The 15,495-nt window shown below is 72.8% G+C and carries 10 protein-coding genes and 1 pseudogene; 4 read left to right on the forward strand and 7 right to left on the reverse strand.

The features are described 5' to 3' along the window. From cydC to IF29_RS0112595, 3 genes are all read left to right on the forward strand, one after another. A partial coding sequence (gene cydC, locus IF29_RS0112585) for a thiol reductant ABC exporter subunit CydC (RefSeq protein ID WP_030253468.1) occupies positions 1-1,813 on the forward strand: 1,813 nt, incomplete at its 5' end. 93 nt (positions 1,814-1,906) lie between these two features. Beyond that, positions 1,907-3,718 (forward strand): GAF domain-containing sensor histidine kinase, encoded by a 1,812-nt coding sequence (locus IF29_RS0112590; protein WP_157623706.1) that lies wholly within the window; start codon positions 1,907-1,909, stop codon positions 3,716-3,718. A gap of 121 nt (positions 3,719-3,839) precedes the next feature. Then, the gene (locus tag IF29_RS0112595) at positions 3,840-4,220 is read left to right on the forward strand and encodes a hypothetical protein (RefSeq protein WP_030253472.1); all 381 of its coding nucleotides are present in this window, start codon (positions 3,840-3,842) and stop codon (positions 4,218-4,220) included. 110 nt (positions 4,221-4,330) lie between these two features. Here the strand turns inward: IF29_RS0112595 and IF29_RS0112600 are convergent, their stop codons facing one another. From IF29_RS0112600 to IF29_RS0112630, 7 genes and pseudogenes are all read right to left on the reverse strand, one after another. Continuing rightward, positions 4,331-5,155 carry an HAD family hydrolase gene (locus IF29_RS0112600; protein WP_157623707.1) on the reverse strand — a complete coding sequence of 275 codons (825 nt, stop codon included), beginning with the start codon at positions 5,153-5,155 and terminating at the stop codon, positions 4,331-4,333. 89 nt (positions 5,156-5,244) lie between these two features. Then, positions 5,245-6,945: an MFS transporter gene (locus IF29_RS0112605; protein ID WP_063757487.1), complete on the reverse strand. Its 1,701-nt coding sequence runs from the start codon at positions 6,943-6,945 to the stop codon at positions 5,245-5,247. Between the two features lie 122 nt (positions 6,946-7,067). Continuing rightward, positions 7,068-9,311, reverse strand: a complete 2,244-nt coding sequence (locus tag IF29_RS0112610; RefSeq protein ID WP_380521381.1) for an ATP-binding protein — start codon at positions 9,309-9,311, stop codon at positions 7,068-7,070. 165 nt (positions 9,312-9,476) lie between these two features. Further along, a pseudogene (locus IF29_RS48955) lies at positions 9,477-10,091 on the reverse strand (AfsR/SARP family transcriptional regulator); the annotation flags it as partial. A 226-nt stretch (positions 10,092-10,317) separates the two neighbouring features. Continuing rightward, the gene (locus IF29_RS0112615; protein WP_030253479.1) at positions 10,318-11,205 is read right to left on the reverse strand and encodes an LLM class flavin-dependent oxidoreductase; all 888 of its coding nucleotides are present in this window, start codon (positions 11,203-11,205) and stop codon (positions 10,318-10,320) included. Positions 11,206-11,281: 76 nt separating this feature from the next. After that, on the reverse strand, positions 11,282-13,804 hold the full coding sequence (locus IF29_RS43440) for a right-handed parallel beta-helix repeat-containing protein (protein WP_198037427.1): 2,523 nt from the start codon (positions 13,802-13,804) through the stop codon (positions 11,282-11,284). 230 nt (positions 13,805-14,034) lie between these two features. Beyond that, on the reverse strand, positions 14,035-14,427 hold the full coding sequence (locus IF29_RS0112630; RefSeq protein ID WP_030253487.1) for a winged helix-turn-helix transcriptional regulator: 393 nt from the start codon (positions 14,425-14,427) through the stop codon (positions 14,035-14,037). Positions 14,428-14,585: 158 nt separating this feature from the next. Here IF29_RS0112630 and IF29_RS0112635 point away from each other — a divergent pair, with 158 nt between their 5' ends. Further along, complete coding sequence (locus IF29_RS0112635; RefSeq protein WP_030253488.1) at positions 14,586-15,431, forward strand: SDR family oxidoreductase; 846 nt, start codon at positions 14,586-14,588, stop codon at positions 15,429-15,431. The last annotated feature ends 64 nt before the right edge of the window (positions 15,432-15,495 follow it).

A 15,495-nucleotide genomic window follows, 5' to 3' on the forward strand; every position in this document is an offset into this window, starting at 1 on the left:
CCCCGCCCCGGCCCGCCCCCGCCCCACTGCACCAACAGCGCCGCAGGCAAACCCGAACCCCCTGTCCCGCATCCGCATAGCCGCCCACCGCAAGGGCCAGTCCCCCCGCACCGCCCTGGCGGTAACCCTCTCCGCCCTGGCCCTTCTCAGCGCCACCGCCCTCCTCGGCACCTCCGGCTGGCTGATCGACCGCGCCTCCCAACAGCCGCCGATCCTCTACCTGATGGTCGCCATGACCGCGGTCCGCACCTTCGGCATCTCCCGAGGCGTGCTCCGCTACGCCGAACGCCTGCTCAGCCACGACAACGTGCTGCGCTCCCTCGGAGAGCTCCGCACCACCGTCTACCGCCGCCTGGAACGCCTCAGCCCCGACGGCGCCGACGGCCGCCTCCGCGGCGACCTGCTCTCCCGGATGGTCGCCGACGTCGACGCGATCCAGGACTACGTCCTCCGCTACCGCCTCCCCGCCGCCGCAGCAGCCCTCACCGCCACCGCCACCGCCGCCGCCCTGGCAGTGATCCTCCCCACCGCCGGAGCGATCCTCGCCGCGGGCCTGCTCCTGGCCGGCGTCGCCGTCCCCGCCCTCACCGCCCGGCTGTCCTCCCGAGCCGAGGAACTCCACGCCCCCGCCAAGGGAAGACTCACCGCCGAGGTGGTCGACCTCCTCGACGGCACCCCCGAACTCACCATCAGCGGCGCCCTCCCGCACCGCCTGGAGACCCTCCGCCGAACGGACGCCACCCTCACCGCCCTCTCCCGCCGCTCCGCCGCCGGCGCAGGCGTCGGAACCGGCCTCAGCACCGCCCTGACCGGCCTCACCGCCGCCGCCTGCGGTGCCGCAGGCGTGGCCGCGGTAGCGGCCGGCACCCTCCAGGGAGTCTGGCTGGCCGTCGTCGTCCTCACCCCCCTCGCCGCCTTCGAGGCCGTCACCGGCCTCCCCGTCGCCGCCCAGATCCGCCGCCGCAGCGCCCGCTCCGCAGCCCGCGTCCTGGAACTGGTCGACGCCCCCGAACCCATCACCGAACCCACCACCTCCAACGACCTCCCCACCACCCCCCTCCCGCTCCGCACCACCGCCCTCACCGCCCACTGGCCCGGCTCAAAAACCGAAAACCCGGCCCTGACCGAAATCACCCTGGAACTCCCCCAGGGCCACCGCATCGCCGTAGTCGGCCCCAGCGGCTCCGGCAAGACCACCCTCGCCCACGTGCTCCTCCGCTTCCTGGACCCCACCTCCGGAACGGTCACCCTCAACGGCACCGACACCACCACCCTCCTCAGCGACACCGTCCGCACCGCCGTCGGCATCTGCGCCCAGGACGCCCACATCTTCGACAGCTCGCTCCGCGAGAACCTCCGCCTGGCCCGCCCCGACTGCACCGAGGACGACCTCTGGCAGGCCCTCGACATCGCCCGCCTTGGCGACTGGATCCGCGACGACCTCCCCGAAGGCCTGGACACCATGGTGGGGGAGCACGGCGCCCGCCTCTCCGGCGGCCAGCGCCAGCGCCTCGCCCTGGCCCGGGCCCTGCTCGCGGACTTCCCGGTGCTGCTCCTGGACGAACCCGCCGAGCACCTGGACCTCGCCACCGCCGACGCCCTCACCGCCGACCTGCTGACCGCCACCGAGGGCCGGACCACGCTCCTGATCACCCATCGGCTGGCTGGCCTGGACGCCGTCGACGAGATCCTGGTGCTGGACCACGGCCGCATCGTCCAACGCGGCACCTGGACCGAACTGGTCGCCACCGACGGCCCGTTCCGCCGCAGCTGGGACCAGGAACGCCAGGCCGAAACACTCCTCCCCGTCTGACCTCCCGGTCTGACCTCCCGGCCTGACCTCCCGGTCTGACCAACCGGGCTAATCGACCAACCACCCTGAACAACCGCAAAATACCCTTTCCCCATGGAGCACCCCCCGCCCCCCCTGGGCCTGGACGCCCTCGTCACCGAGGTGTCCGAACGCCTCCACGCCGTCGCCGCCGTCAACGACCGGATGCGGGAGCTGCTGGAGGCCGTGGTCTCGGTCAGCTCGGGGCTGGACCTGCACGCCACCCTGCAGCGCATCGCCGCCGCAGCCGCGGACCTCGCCGACGCCGAGTACGCCGCGGTCGGCGTGCTGGCCCCGCACACCTCAGGGCTGGTCGACTTCATCCACGTCGGCCTCACCGACGAGGAGGCCGCCCGGATCGGCCACTACCCCGAGGGCCGGGGCCTGCTCGGCGCGATCATCGAGGACCCCCGCCCGCTGCGGCTGGACGACCTCACCACCGACCCCCGCTCGGTCGGCGTCCCGCCCGGGCACCCGGTGATGCACTCCTTCGTCAGCGTCCCGATCCGGGTCCGCGACGAGGTCTTCGGCAACCTCTACGTCACCGAGAAACGAGGAGCTGGAACCACACCCCCCGAACCCCCCAGAGCCTCCTTCAGCACCGAGGACCAACAGGTCATGGAAGCCCTGGCCGCCGCCGCAGGCGTAGCCATCGCCAACGCCCGCCTCTACGAGGAGGGCCGCCGCCGCGAACGCTGGATCGCCGGCGCCGGAGAGGTCACCACCGTCCTGCTGACCTCGGAGGACGCCCACGCCGCCCTCACCATCGCCGCCGAACAGGTCCGCGACCTGGCCGCCGCCGCACTGGGCATGATCCTGCTGCCCACCGGCGACGGAGGCCTCCGGGTGTCGCACGCGGCCGGCGAGGCCGCCGACTTCGTCGTCGGCGAGCACGTCCCGGCCAGCGACCAGGTCGCCCTGCTGATGGACGGTCAGAATGTGATCATCGAGGATCTGGGCAGCGACCCCCGGGTCTCCTCCAGGATCGCCAAGGCCTTCGGCCCCAGCATGGCGCTGCCGATGAAGAGCGCCGGACGCATCCTCGGCGCCGTCGCCGTCTGGCGCCGCTCCGGCCGACCACCCTTCAGCGAGGACGAGGTGCAACTCGCCGCCGCCTTCGCCGGCCAGGCCGCGCTGGCCCTGCGGCTGGCCGAGGGACAGCAGGACCAGCAGCGGCTCGCGGTCTACCAGGACCGCGACCGGATCGCCCGGGACCTGCACGACCTGGTGATCCAACGGCTCTTCGCCACCGGCATGATGCTGGAGAGCGCGGCCCGCAAGGCCCAGGTCCCCGAGGTCGGGTCGCGGATCGGCAAGGCGGTGGACGAGCTGGACGCCACCATCCAGGAGGTCCGCACCACCATCTACGCCCTCCAGCACGACGACACCCCTGCCGACGCCGACGCCGACCTGCGCGGCCGGATCCTCCGCGAGGCCAAGCAGGCGGCCGGACCGCTGGGCTTCAAGCCCTCCGTCGGCTTCGTCGGCCCGGTGGAGACCATGGTCAGCGAGCGGATCGGGCGCCAGCTCATCGCCGCGCTGCGGGAGGCCCTGTCCAATGCGGCCCGGCACGCCCGCGCCGCCACGGTGGCGGTGAACGTGGACACCACCGCCCACATCGACGACGAGGGCCGCCTCACCACCGGCCGGGACGCCTTCGAGCTGCCCGAGGGCGCCGACCTCTCCACCGCCCTGCGCGAGGCCGGGGCGGGCCGCCCCGCGGTGCTGCTCACCGTGCTCGACGACGGCATCGGCATCCCCGAGGGCGGCCGCCGCAGCGGTCTGCGCAACCTCGCCGACCGTGCCGCGGCGCTCGGCGGCGCGGCCTGGCACCAGCCCGGTCCGGACGGAAAAGGCACCCTGCTCTCCTGGACGGCCCCGCTGTAAACCGGACCGAATCCCAGGCGCGACGAGTCGCACGTGATTGCTAACCCGTGCACGGCTCGCTGACAGGACCTCGTGGTGGGCTGATGTTTCGTCCGCATAAGTAACTGAGGAGCCCACAGCGATGACCACTGCCCTGAGTAGCACCCTCAAGCGCCGGGTCGCCCCCGCAGCGGCGATCCTGGTGGCGGGTGGCCTGATGCTGACCGCATGCGGATCCAGCTCTTCTTCCTCGTCGACCACCACGACCAGCAACGCCAGTTGCAGCCGCCCGTCGGGGATGCCGTCCGGTGGGGCGATGCGCTCGGGCGGTGCCAGGCCCTCGGGGATGCCCTCCGGCGGTGCGATGGCGTCCGGCGGTGCCAGGCCGTCCGGGATGCCGACCGGAGCCCGTCCCAGCGGCAGCGCCGGCTTCGGCGGCGGCCAGGGCGGCGGCTGCGGCTTCGGCGGAGGCCAGGGCGGCCAGGGCGGTGCTCCGGGCGGCGGCGCCCCCAGCGGCAACTAGGTCCCAGGACCTGGCCGCCGCCGAAGCCGCAACCGGGGTCCGGGGCAGCAGCCCCGGACCCCGCCGCGTAGCCCCGACACCGCCCCGTAACCCCGACACCGCAGCGACCCTCAGCCCTGCGCCCCGGCCACCAGTGACTCGATCACCTCGGCGACCCCGTCCCGGTCGTGGTCCCCGGCCCGCAGCGTGCAGCTGCCCAGCACCGCCGGGTGCGCGTTCGCCATGGCGTAGCCGCGGCCGGCCCAGGCCAGCATCGGCAGGTCGTTGGGCATGTCGCCGAAGGCCACCACTTCGTCCGCGGCGATGCCCTTCTCCGCGCACCACCGGGCGAGCGCGGTGGCCTTGGTCACGCCCCGGGCCCCGATCTCCAGCAGCGGGCTGGACCGGGTGATCTCGGCCAGGTCCCCCGCCGCGCCGCAGGCCCGCCGCAGCATCTCGTCCGGGTCCATCCCCGGCACCTGCGCCAGCAGCTTGAACACGGTGCCGCCCTCCGCTCCGCCGAGCAGCTCCTCGACGGAGGCGATCCGGTTGGCCGGCGACCAGTCGAGCATCGAGCGGTAGCCGGGCTCGTGCGAGAACCCGCCCGGGTACTCGATCCCGAAGGCCACCTCCGGCAGCTCGGCCCGCAGCGCGGTCACCACCGCCAACGAGTCCTCGACCCGCAGCGGCGAGGTCTCCACCAGCTCCTTGCGCCGGACGTCGTACACGGCGCCGCCGTTGGAGCAGATGGCGACGCCGTGCCGGCCGGTGTGCTCGGCCAGCGACTCCAGCCAGCGCGGCGGCCGGCCGGTGACGAACACGATGGAGATCCCGGCGTCCTCGGCGAGCGCCAGCGCGGCCTGGGTCCGTGCGGACACCGTGCCGTCGCTGCGCAGCAGGGTGCCGTCGAGGTCGGTGGCGATCAGGCGGGGGCGGGTGGCGGGGGTGGCTGTCACCTCCCCATCTTCGCTCAGTGGAGCCGAGCGGCATGCCGGTGGGCCGCACCCCGGAGGGATGCGGCCCACGGCTCGACGGGACCGACCGGTCAGCCGACGGTCGGGAGCGGGCCCTCCGCCACCTCCTCGTCCCGCTCGGAACCCACCCGCTGGTAGCCCGGCTGCCCGGAACCGGGCTGACCGGAACCCGGCTGCCCGAGACCGGACTTCCCGGACTTCCCGGACTGCCCGGACTGCCCGGACTGCCCGGACCCCGCCAGCCCGGACTCCGGGTCCTCGATCACCGCCGGTACCCCGCGCAGGGCGTACAGCGCCGCCACCGCGCCGACCGCGAGGATGCACGCACCGATCACGGTGCTGACGTGGATCCCGTGGACGAAGGCCTGCTGTGCCGTGCGGACCAGCGCCGGGCCCTGCGGCGCGGGCAGCGCCGCCCCGGCGGCCATCGCACTGCCGACGTTCTGGTGCGCCGCGGCCACCACCTGCTCGGGCAGCCCGGCCGGCAGCCGCAGCCCGCCCCGGTACGCGCTGGTCAGCACGGAGCCGAGGACCGCGATCCCCAGACCGCCGCCGAGCTCCATCGCGGTCTCGCCGATCGCCGCCGCCGCGCCGGCCCGCTCCTTGGGGGCGGTGGCCATCATGGTGTCCTGGGTGACGCCGAAGATGAAGCCCATCCCGATGCCGTTGACCACCACGATCGGGGCGATCATCCAGTACGGGGTGGACACGCCCACCCAGCTGAGGCCGACCATGCTCACCGCCATCAGACCCAGCCCGATCGCGGTGGTACGGGCCCGGCCCAGCCAGGCGATCATCGCCGCGCTGCTCGGCCCGCCGATCATCGCGCCGAGCGGCCCGGCCAGCAGCGCCAGCCCCGCCGACAGCGGGGACCAGCCGCGGACGTCCTGGAAGTACTGCGAGAAGGCCAGCGACAGCGCCGACACCGAGACGATGGTGACCAGGTTGGCGCCGACCGAGCCGGCGAAGGCCCGCTCCCGCAGCAGCGGCAGGTCGATCAGCGGGTTGGCGATCCTGGACTGGCGCAGGACGAACACGGTCAGCACCACGATGCCGCCGATCCCGGCGACCAGCACCGGCAGCGACCCGAAGCCGTCGTGCGCACCGGTCTGCACCGCGTACACCGCACCGAACAGCCCGACGACCGACAGCAGCAGGCTGGGCCAGTCCATCCGCCCGGGGGCCGGGTGCCGCGACTCGACCAGCAGCACCGAGCCCGCACCGACCAGCAGCACCAGCACCGGCACATTGATCAGGAACACCGAACCCCACCAGAAGTGGTTCAGCAGCGCACCGCCGACCACCGGCCCGATGGCGAAGCCCATCGCCGCGACGCCGCCGGAGATCCCCATCGCCAGGGTGCGCTCCTTGGCCACGGTGAAGGTCGAGCGGATCAGCGAGGCCGTGGACGGCATCACCGTCGCCCCGGCGACGCCCTGCAGCACCCGGGCCAGGATCAGCAGGTCCGGGCTGCCGGAGTAGGCCGCCAGCAGCGAGGCCAGCCCGAAGCAGCCGGCGCCCACCAGCAGCAGTTTCTTGCGTCCGATCCGGTCCCCGAGCCCGCCCATCACCACCAGCAGGCTGGCGAGCGCGAAGCTGTAGGCGTCGGCGATCCACAGGATCTGGGTGGAGGAGGGGTCCAACTCCCGCACCAGGTCCGGGATGGCGAGGTTGAGGACGGTGTTGTCGATTCCCAGGAGCAGCCCGGCCACCGTGCAGATGGCCAGCGTGCCCCACTTACGAGCGGCGGAGATGTTCGTCGAGGAGGTCATGCCCCAACATTCGAGCCCCCCGCTGACCAACCCCTGACCAACCGCTGACCGTCACCACGCAGCCCCTCAGGGGCGCGGGGAACTGCGCGAGAAACCCACCCAGGAGCCGCACCCGCCGCAGCTCAGCACCCCCCACCCTGCTCCTGCGCCGCCTCCGTCAACACCTGCGCCGCCGCCTCGACGGAGCCCCCTTCCCCCCGCAGCACCCCCGCCACCCCCGACAACTCCTCGGCCCGCTCCGGCTGCCCCTCCACCCGCAGCAACTCCGCGACGACTTCGGCCGCAGCCGCCAGCGCCGGCCGGTTACGGATGTCCACCCCCACCGGCAGCGCCTCCCGCAGGTACCCCCGAGCCGCCACCGGATCCCCCTCCGCCATCGAGATCCGGCTCAGCTCCAGCAGCACGCTGATCCGCTGCCAGTCACCGCCGAACCACCCCGGTGCCTCCGCCTCCAGCAGCCCCGCGCACAGTTCCCGCGCCGACCGCAGATCCCCCCGCAGCCGCGCCACCGTGGCGAGCAGCAACCGGGGCCGTCCCACGTTGTCGACCGCGCCGACCCGTCGGAACAGTGCCTCGGACTCCTCGCAGTCGGCGACGGCCGCGTCCAGCTCCCCGCTGCTGATCCGGCGTTCGGCCCGGGCGTACAGCTGGTCGGCGATGTCCTCGGTGGCGCCCAGCTCGTGCGCCAGCTGCAGCGCGCTCGCCGAGTACTGCTCCGACGCCGCCGCATCGCCGCGCCGGTAACTGAGCACCGCCAGCTCGCCGGCGGCCATCAGCCGGCCCCAGCGGTCGCCCAGTGCCCCGAACTCCGCCGTGGCGGCCAGGAACTCACGTTCCGCCACCGCCATGTCCGCCAGGACGTACTCGGCCCGGAAGCCGTTGCCGATGTGCATCAGGCCGCGGTACCAGGGGTCGGCCAGCCACTGTTCGGCCGAGGCCAGGTCGATGTCGTCCAGGTCGGCGGGTGCGCCGGTGATCGGCGCCCACAGCAGCAGGACGGCCGGCAGCCGGCAGGGCGACATCCGCAGCCGGCCCATCAGCGCCTCGGCGACGGCGTAGTGCTCGGCCAGGGCCTCGCGTCCGCCGGGGGTCTGCACGCCGAGGATCACGCAGATCGCGTACTCCTCCTCCAGCCCGGGCACCGGCTCCGGGGGGAGTGACCGCAGCGCGGCCCGGGCGTACGGGCCGCCCTCGAACCGCAGGCCGCGCAGCAGCCAGTAGCCGCTGAGCTCGCCGATCAGCCGCAGTGCCTCCCGGGGTCCGGCGCTGCCGAGCGCGGCGTGGAAGTTGTCGTGGTCGGCGGACAGCCGGCGCAGCCAGTACAGCTGGTCCGCGCCGCGCAGCAGCGGGCCCGCCTCGGCGGCCAGCCCGGTGAACCAGCGCAGATGGGCCTGCCGGGTGCGTTCCTCCTCGCCGGACTCGGCCAGCTTCTCGCCGGCGTAGGCGCGGACCGTCTGCAGCAGCCGGTAGCGGACCTCCCCGTCCCCGTCCGGCTCCATGCCCACCAGGGACTTGTCCACCAGCGCGCCGAGGAGTTCCACCACATCGTCAGCCTCCGTGCAGCAGACCGCCTCCGCGGCGTCCAGGGTCCAGCCGCCGGAGAACACCGAGGCCCGGCGCAGCACCCCGCGTTCGGCCTCGGGCAGCAGCTCCCAGCTCCAGTCGACGACCGCGCGCAGGGTCTGCTGCCGGGGCTGCGCGGTCCGGCTGCCGCCGGTGAGCAGCCGGAAGCGGTCGTCGAGGCGGTCCGCGACCTGACGGGGCGACAGCATCCGCAGCCGGGCCGCGGCCAGCTCGATGGCCAGCGGCAGGCCGTCCAGCCGGCGGCAGATCTCGGCGACGGCCTCGGCGTCGCGCCGCAGCTCGAAGTCGGGGCGGACGGCGGTGGCCCGTTCGGCGAACAGGGCGACGGCGGCGGGCTCCGGCAGGGCCGGCACCGGGAACAGCCGCTCGCCGGTGATCGCCAGCGCCTCCCTGCTGGTGGCCAGAACGGACAGGCCGGGGCAGGCGGCGAGCAGGTCGGTGGCGAGCCGGGCCGCGTCGGCGATCAGCTGCTCGCAGTTGTCCAGGACCAGTAGCAGCTCGCGCTGGGCCAGGGCCGAGGTCAGCCGCTCCAGCGGCGCGGGGCCCTCGTGCGCGCCGAGCAGCCCGGAGCCGCGGAGCCCCAGCGCACTGAGGACGACCTGCGGCAGATCGGCGCCGGCGGCGAGGCCGGAGAGGTCGGCGAAGCAGCTGTCCGCGGGGTGCCGGGCGGCGGTCTCCACGGCCATCCGGGTCTTCCCGGTGCCGCCGGGGCCGGTCAGCGTGACCAGCCGTCCCTCCCGCAGCAGTGCCGCGACCCCCGCCAGTTCCTCCCCCCGCCCCACCAGCCCGCTGAGCCGGACCGGCAACGCCAACCGCTCCGGCCCACCGTCCCCGTCGGCCCCACCGTCCCCGTCGGCCCCACCGGCCGTCCGGCCCGGGACGCGATCCACCCCCCTCGGCGATGTTCCACGTGAAACATCGGCCGCAGGCCCCCGCAGCACTGCGAGGTGCGCCGCCGCCAGCTCGGGACCCGGATCCGCGCCGAGCGCGTCGGCGAGGGCCTCGCGGGCATCAGCGAACGCGCTGAGGGCCTCCGCCTGCTGCCCGCTGCCGTGCAGCGCCCGCACCAGCTGGGTGCTGAGCCGTTCCCGCAGCGGGTGTGCGGCGACGAGCTCCCGCAGTTCGGGGACGACCGCGCGGGGGTCGTCCAGTCGGAGGTCGGCCTCGATCCGGTCCTCGGTGGCGGTGAGCCACTGCTCCTCCAGCCGGACGGCCTGCGGTCCGGCGAAGGGTGCGTCCCCCACATCGGCCAGCGCGGGCCCGCGCCACAGCGCCAGCGCGTCCCGGAGCAGTTCGGCCGCCTTCGCCGGATCCCCCGCGCCCAGCGCTTCCCGCCCCTGGGCCGCCAGCCGCGCGAAACGGTGCACATCCACCTGCTCGCGGTCGACGGCCAGCCGGTACCCGGCCACATGGTTCTCGATGACGTCGCCACCACCGCCACTGCCGCCCGCCCCACCACCACTGCCCGCGCCCCGCAGCGCCCTCCGCAGCCGGGAGACCTGCGACTGCAGCGCGTTGCCGACGCCGTTCGGCGGGTCCTCCCCGTACAGCCCGTCGATCATCCGTTGGACCGTGACGATCCGTCCGGCGTCCAGCGCGAGCAGCGCCAGCGCGGCTCTCCGCCCCGGTCCGCCGAGCGCGACCGGGGCCCCCTCGGCGTCCCACGCCTGCGTCGCGCCCAGAATCCCGAATCTCACCCGACGATTCTCCCGCACGCCCCCACCGACCGTCGGAGAGATCGTCCACCCCGGCGGAACCTTCCGGCCCGGTGCGGCCGGCGAGAGCCGGTCAGCCCAGTTGGGCCAGGCCCTCGGTGGCGATCTTCTCGAAGACGGCGAGGTCGTTGGCGAAGATGGAGTCGGGGACCGGCCAGTGCACGACGATCTCGTCGATGCCCAGCGCCCGGTAGGTGCCGGCGTAGTCGACGAAGGCGTCGAGGGACTGCAGCGGCCGCTCGGCGGTGGAGCCCTGCAGCAGCATCCGGTCGATGGTCGCGTAGTCCCGGCCCCGGGCCTCGCAGGCGCTGCGGAGCTTGGCCAGCTGGGCCTCGATCACGGACGGTGCCTGGTCGACGGGCACGTCGGCCGGGCCGCGCGGGTCGCCGTAGCTGACCCAGCCCTGGCCGTACTCGGCGGTGAGCCTCAGCCCGCGCGGTCCGGTGGCGGCCACGTAGAAGGGCACCCGGGGCTGCTGCACACAGCCGGGGATGTTGCGGGCCTCGACAGCGGAGTAGAACTCCCCCGAGCGGGTGGTGGAGTCATGCGTCAGCAGTTCGTCCAGCAGCGGCAGGAACTCGTCGAACCGGTCCGCCCGCTGCCGCGCGGTCCACTCGTCCTGCCCCAGCGCGGTCGCGTCGAACCCGGTCCCGCCCACCCCGATGCCGACGGTCAGCCGCCCGCCCGAGATGTCGTCGACCGTCAGCAGTTCCTTGGCCAGCGTCACCGGATGCCGGAAGTTAGGCGAGGTCACCAGCGTCCCCAGCCGGAGCCGCTCGGTCGCGGTCGCGGCGGCCGTCAGCGTCGGGACCGCACCGAACCACGGCTCGTCCCGGAACGACCGCCACGACAGGTGGTCGTAGGTGTAGGCGGCGTGGAACCCCAGCTCCTCGGCCCGGCGCCAGACCTGCCGGCCTTCGGACCAGCGGTGGATCGGCAGAATCACAGTGCTCAGACGCATGGATCCGACCCTACGGGAACGCATGCGCTCGGGAGCACGGCTCTGCCCCCGTACGGATGACATGCGGTCCGGATTCTCAGGCGAAGTAGCCCTCGACGTCGACGATCAGTTCGGTGCTGCCCTTGGAGCCGTTGTGGAACCAGACCCATCCGTTTGATCCGGTCGTGGCGACGTCGGCGTTGGCCACGGTCTCGCCCGCGGTGAAGTTGACGTTGGACGTCGTCGGGGCCGATGACTCCGTCGGGGTCAGCGACATGAATCCGGCGGCCTTCGGACCGGTGACGGTCGTGTTCAGCAGTGCGGCTTCGGGCATGTGGTAACTGCCGTCCCTGCCCGACATCGAGAGGGACTCGCCGACGCCCAGGCTGAGGCTCAGGCCCGGTGTCAGCGGACTGTCGACCGGGGTTCCCTGCGTGCCGGGCTCGGACCGGCTGTCGTACAGCCGGGTCTGGTCCGGGAAGAAGCTGAGGCCTTCCCCCTGCTGGTAGTAGCCCTGCAGATCGGCGATGAGGTCCACCGGTCGGCTCGAGCCGTTGTAGAGGGTGACTGTTCCATCGGTGCCGACCGGGACGGTGACCAAGTTGGGCACAGTGCTTCCAGCCGTGAAGTCCAGGTTGGAGGCCGTGGGCAGAGCGGTGCCGCCCGGGTAGGCGGTGATGAAGCCGGCCGCGGTGGCACCGGTCTCGGTGGTGTTCATCACCACCGCCGTGACGCCGGTGCGGGGGATGCCGTCGGTACCGGTGATCTGGACGGTGACGGTGCCCCTGGCCGGGACCTGCCCGGCGTGGCGGGCGACGTTGGTGGTGCGGGTGTCCAGCAGGCGCTTGGGCGTGGTTGGCAGGTACCCGTTGGCGGCCGACTGGGTGTAGTAGCCCTGGAGGTCGGCGACCACCTGCACGGTCCCACTGGATCCGTTGTAGAAGTCCACATAGCCGTTGGCCGCCACCGGGACGGTGACCTGGTTGGCGACGGTTCCGCCACGGGGGTAGTTCAGGAAGGACGTGCTGGACGAGCCGCCGTCCGCGTAGCCGGACAGGTAGCCGGCCGCCGTGGGGCCCGTCGCCGTCACATTGAGGACGGCCGCCGTGACCGGGCCGGTCGGCAGACCAACACCCTGCGCGACCTGCAACCGGACCTTGGCGTGCGCGGCCACCGGCGTGGTCCCGTCGCGGGTGTCGAGCAGTCGGCGCGGGGTGAGCGGTACGTAATCGCTTCCCGGTGGGGTGACCGTGCGGGTGTACGTCGCCGACTGGCCGGCCGCTGTTTCGCTGAAGACGAGTTGGTAGCTGCCCGCCCTCGCATAGGTGTGCGTGATCGTCGGACTGGTGGACGTGTGCGAGCTGCCGGTGGTGCTGGTCCCGTCGCCCCAGTTCACGGTGTAGCTGTCGGCCACGTTCAGGTCGGCGGTCACCAGGGGCTGGAACATGACCTCGTGAGTGCTGTTCCACCACAGCTCGGTGAGGTCCTTGTTCGTCGTCAGGCAGAGCGGCAGTTGGACGGCGCCGCGGTCGTAGGCGTCAGCGTCGGGAGCGGTGCGGCCCGCCGCGATACTGGCGATTCGTGGCGCGCCGTTGATGTCGGTGGTGAGTTCGCCTGGTGCGAGCGGGTCGGCCGAATCGATCACCGGTGAGCCGCTGCCCGGTGTCGGCGTCACGCTGCACGCCGTGCCGTTGTTGACGTACTCGGGGTTGGACGCGAGGTCGTGCCCGCCCTGCCCGGTGGCCGCGTTGAAGGCGGCGCCGCTGGTGTATCCCGTTCCGCCCCAGGTGTAGAGCGCCCCTCCACCGGGGGAGTAGATGTCGTTGTAGTCGGCGGTCGTGCCGGAGATGGAGTCCGTCGAGACCTCCATCCCGGTCTTGACGGGCGAGGTGCAGTAGGCGACTGCTCCGAGGGACGGCGTGAGCACGTTGTTCTCGACCACTGAGTTGACCGATCCCCCGGAGAGGTCGATCTCCGCCCCGGCGCAGGGCGTCTGCAGAGTGTTGCTGACCACGTCGGTACCCGGGGCACCGTCGACCGAGAGGATCGGCGTGCCGACCGCATCGGTCGAGCTGTCGAGCAAGTTGGTGGTGATGACGATGCCGGTCGATCCGGGATCGACGACGACGGCTGACGCCCGGTCGCCGTACACCCAGTTCCGGCTCACTGTGACGTCAGAGGAATCGCCGCTCAGGTGTACGCCGTCGGTCCCTTGGGAGGGAAGGACATAGAGGCTGTCGAGCGTGACGTTCTGCGAACCGCTGACGGTGACGCCGCCCACGGTGGTCTCGATGCCCCGGACCAGCACATGGGAGGCCCCGCTGAGGCTGATGCTCCTGACCTTCGGCTGCTGCTCGAAGGCCGGGTACTCAGAGGTGATGGTGATCGGTGCGGCAGCCGTCCCCGAGCCGGTGACGCTGACGTTCTCGGCGTAAGCGGCGCTCCTGCCCTCCAGGATCACGGTGTCCCCGGGCCCGGCCGCGTCGACAGCCGCCTGCACCGTGCAGAACGGAACCGCCTGGGTCCCCGTCCCGCTGGGACTGCAGGCGGAACTCTTCGCCACGTAGAGGGTTCTGCCGGTCGTGCCATCGGCATGGGCGACCAGTGGTGCTGCCGCCACGCCGAGCACCGTGACAGCAGAAACCACTCCAAGTCTCGTTATTCGCAACGCAACCCCCCAATGGTCCCCGCGTGTTCCCGACAGGAATCACAGGAGTAGTTCTACGCGCACCCGCCTCCCGGCCGTTCACCGCCCCGGCACCTTCGGCGATGAACTCTCGCAGGAACAGGAGGATTCCGGGCAACTGCGGCCCAAGCGAACTGTCGAGAACCGCACGAGCGGGTCCGACCTCACGGGAGCGTCCCGCCGTCGTAGGCAAGGCGGGCCGTCTCGACGCTGTCGAGGTGGTCGGCGGACCATTCCGCGAGCTTGGCGAAGAGCGGGGCCAGGCTCCGACCCAGCTCGCTGATCTCGTACTCCACCCGTGGCGGCACCTCGGGGTGGTAGGTGCGCAGGACCAGGCCGTCGCGTTCCAGCTGGCGCAGCCGCTGGGTCAGCACCTTGGGGGTGACCGTGCCGATGTGCCGCTGGAGCTCCACGAAGCGCATGCGGCCCTCCCGGTGCAGGGTCCAGAGGATCGGGGTGGTCCAGCGGCTGAAGACGATGTCGACCACCGGGGTGATCGGACAGGCCAGCCGGGCGTCGTCCGACCCTGCTGACGTCCAGCTCTCCTGCTTGCTCATCCGGCTCCGCATCCCTTCGGCATAGCCACTATCTCCTAGGTACCTACTATCCCGACGATGTTAGCTTCGTCCAGTCGCCGCGGGGAAGCAATCGGGGCGGCGACAACTCCGCCTGTTCCGGCGTGAGTTGACCCGACGAATACACAGAGGTGTTGATCATGATCGTAGTCACGGGAGCCACCGGCAACGTCGGACGACCGCTGGTGCGGGCACTCGCGGCGGCCGGTGCGCAGGTCACGGCGGTGTCCCGGGCGAACCCCGGCGATCCGTTGCCGGAGCGGGTCCGGCACCGCGCGGCGGACCTGAACGACGCCGAGACCCTGCGGCCGGTCCTGGACGGTGCCGAAGCGCTGTTCCTGCACGACGGCGGCGGAGGCACGCAGGGGTTCAGCGTGCCGGACCTCCTCGACGTCGCCAAGGCCGGCGGGGTCCGGCGGGTGGTGCTGCTGTCCTCCCAGGGGGTCGGCACCCGGCCGGAGTCGGTCTCGCACGGGGTGGTCGGGCGGGCCAGGGAGGACGCGGTCCGGCAGTCGGGGCTGGAGTGGACCGTGCTGCGGGCCGGCGGGTTCGACTCCAACGCCTACGCCTGGGCGGAGTCGGTACGGACCCGACGGACCGTCAGCGCTCCGTTCGGCGACGTCGGCCTGCCGACCGTCGACCCGGACGACATCGCCGAGGTCGCCGCGGCGGTGCTGCTCGGGCAGGGACACGGCGGCCAGGTGTACGAGCTGACCGGGCCTGCGGCCGTAACGCCGCGGCAGCAGGCCGAGGCGATCGGCGCGGCGCTGGGCGAGCCGGTCCGCTTCGTCGAACTGACCGCGGATCAGGCCCGCGAGCAGATGCTGCGGTTCATGCCCGAGCCCGTGGTCGCGACCACGCTGGACATCCTCGGCGCCCCGACCGCCGCCGAGCTGCGGACCAGTCCCGACATCGAGCGGATCCTCGGCCGTCCGGCCGGGACCTTCGCCGGCTGGGCGGAGCGCAACGTCGCGGCCTTCGGCTGACCACCGGCCCCCGCCGCCCCAACGGGCTTGCCCGGCAAGGCAACCATTCCGGTTTCCCGGGCCA

This window comes from Streptacidiphilus jeojiense (assembly GCF_000719095.1).
Taxonomy (GTDB): domain Bacteria; phylum Actinomycetota; class Actinomycetes; order Streptomycetales; family Streptomycetaceae; genus Streptacidiphilus; species Streptacidiphilus jeojiensis.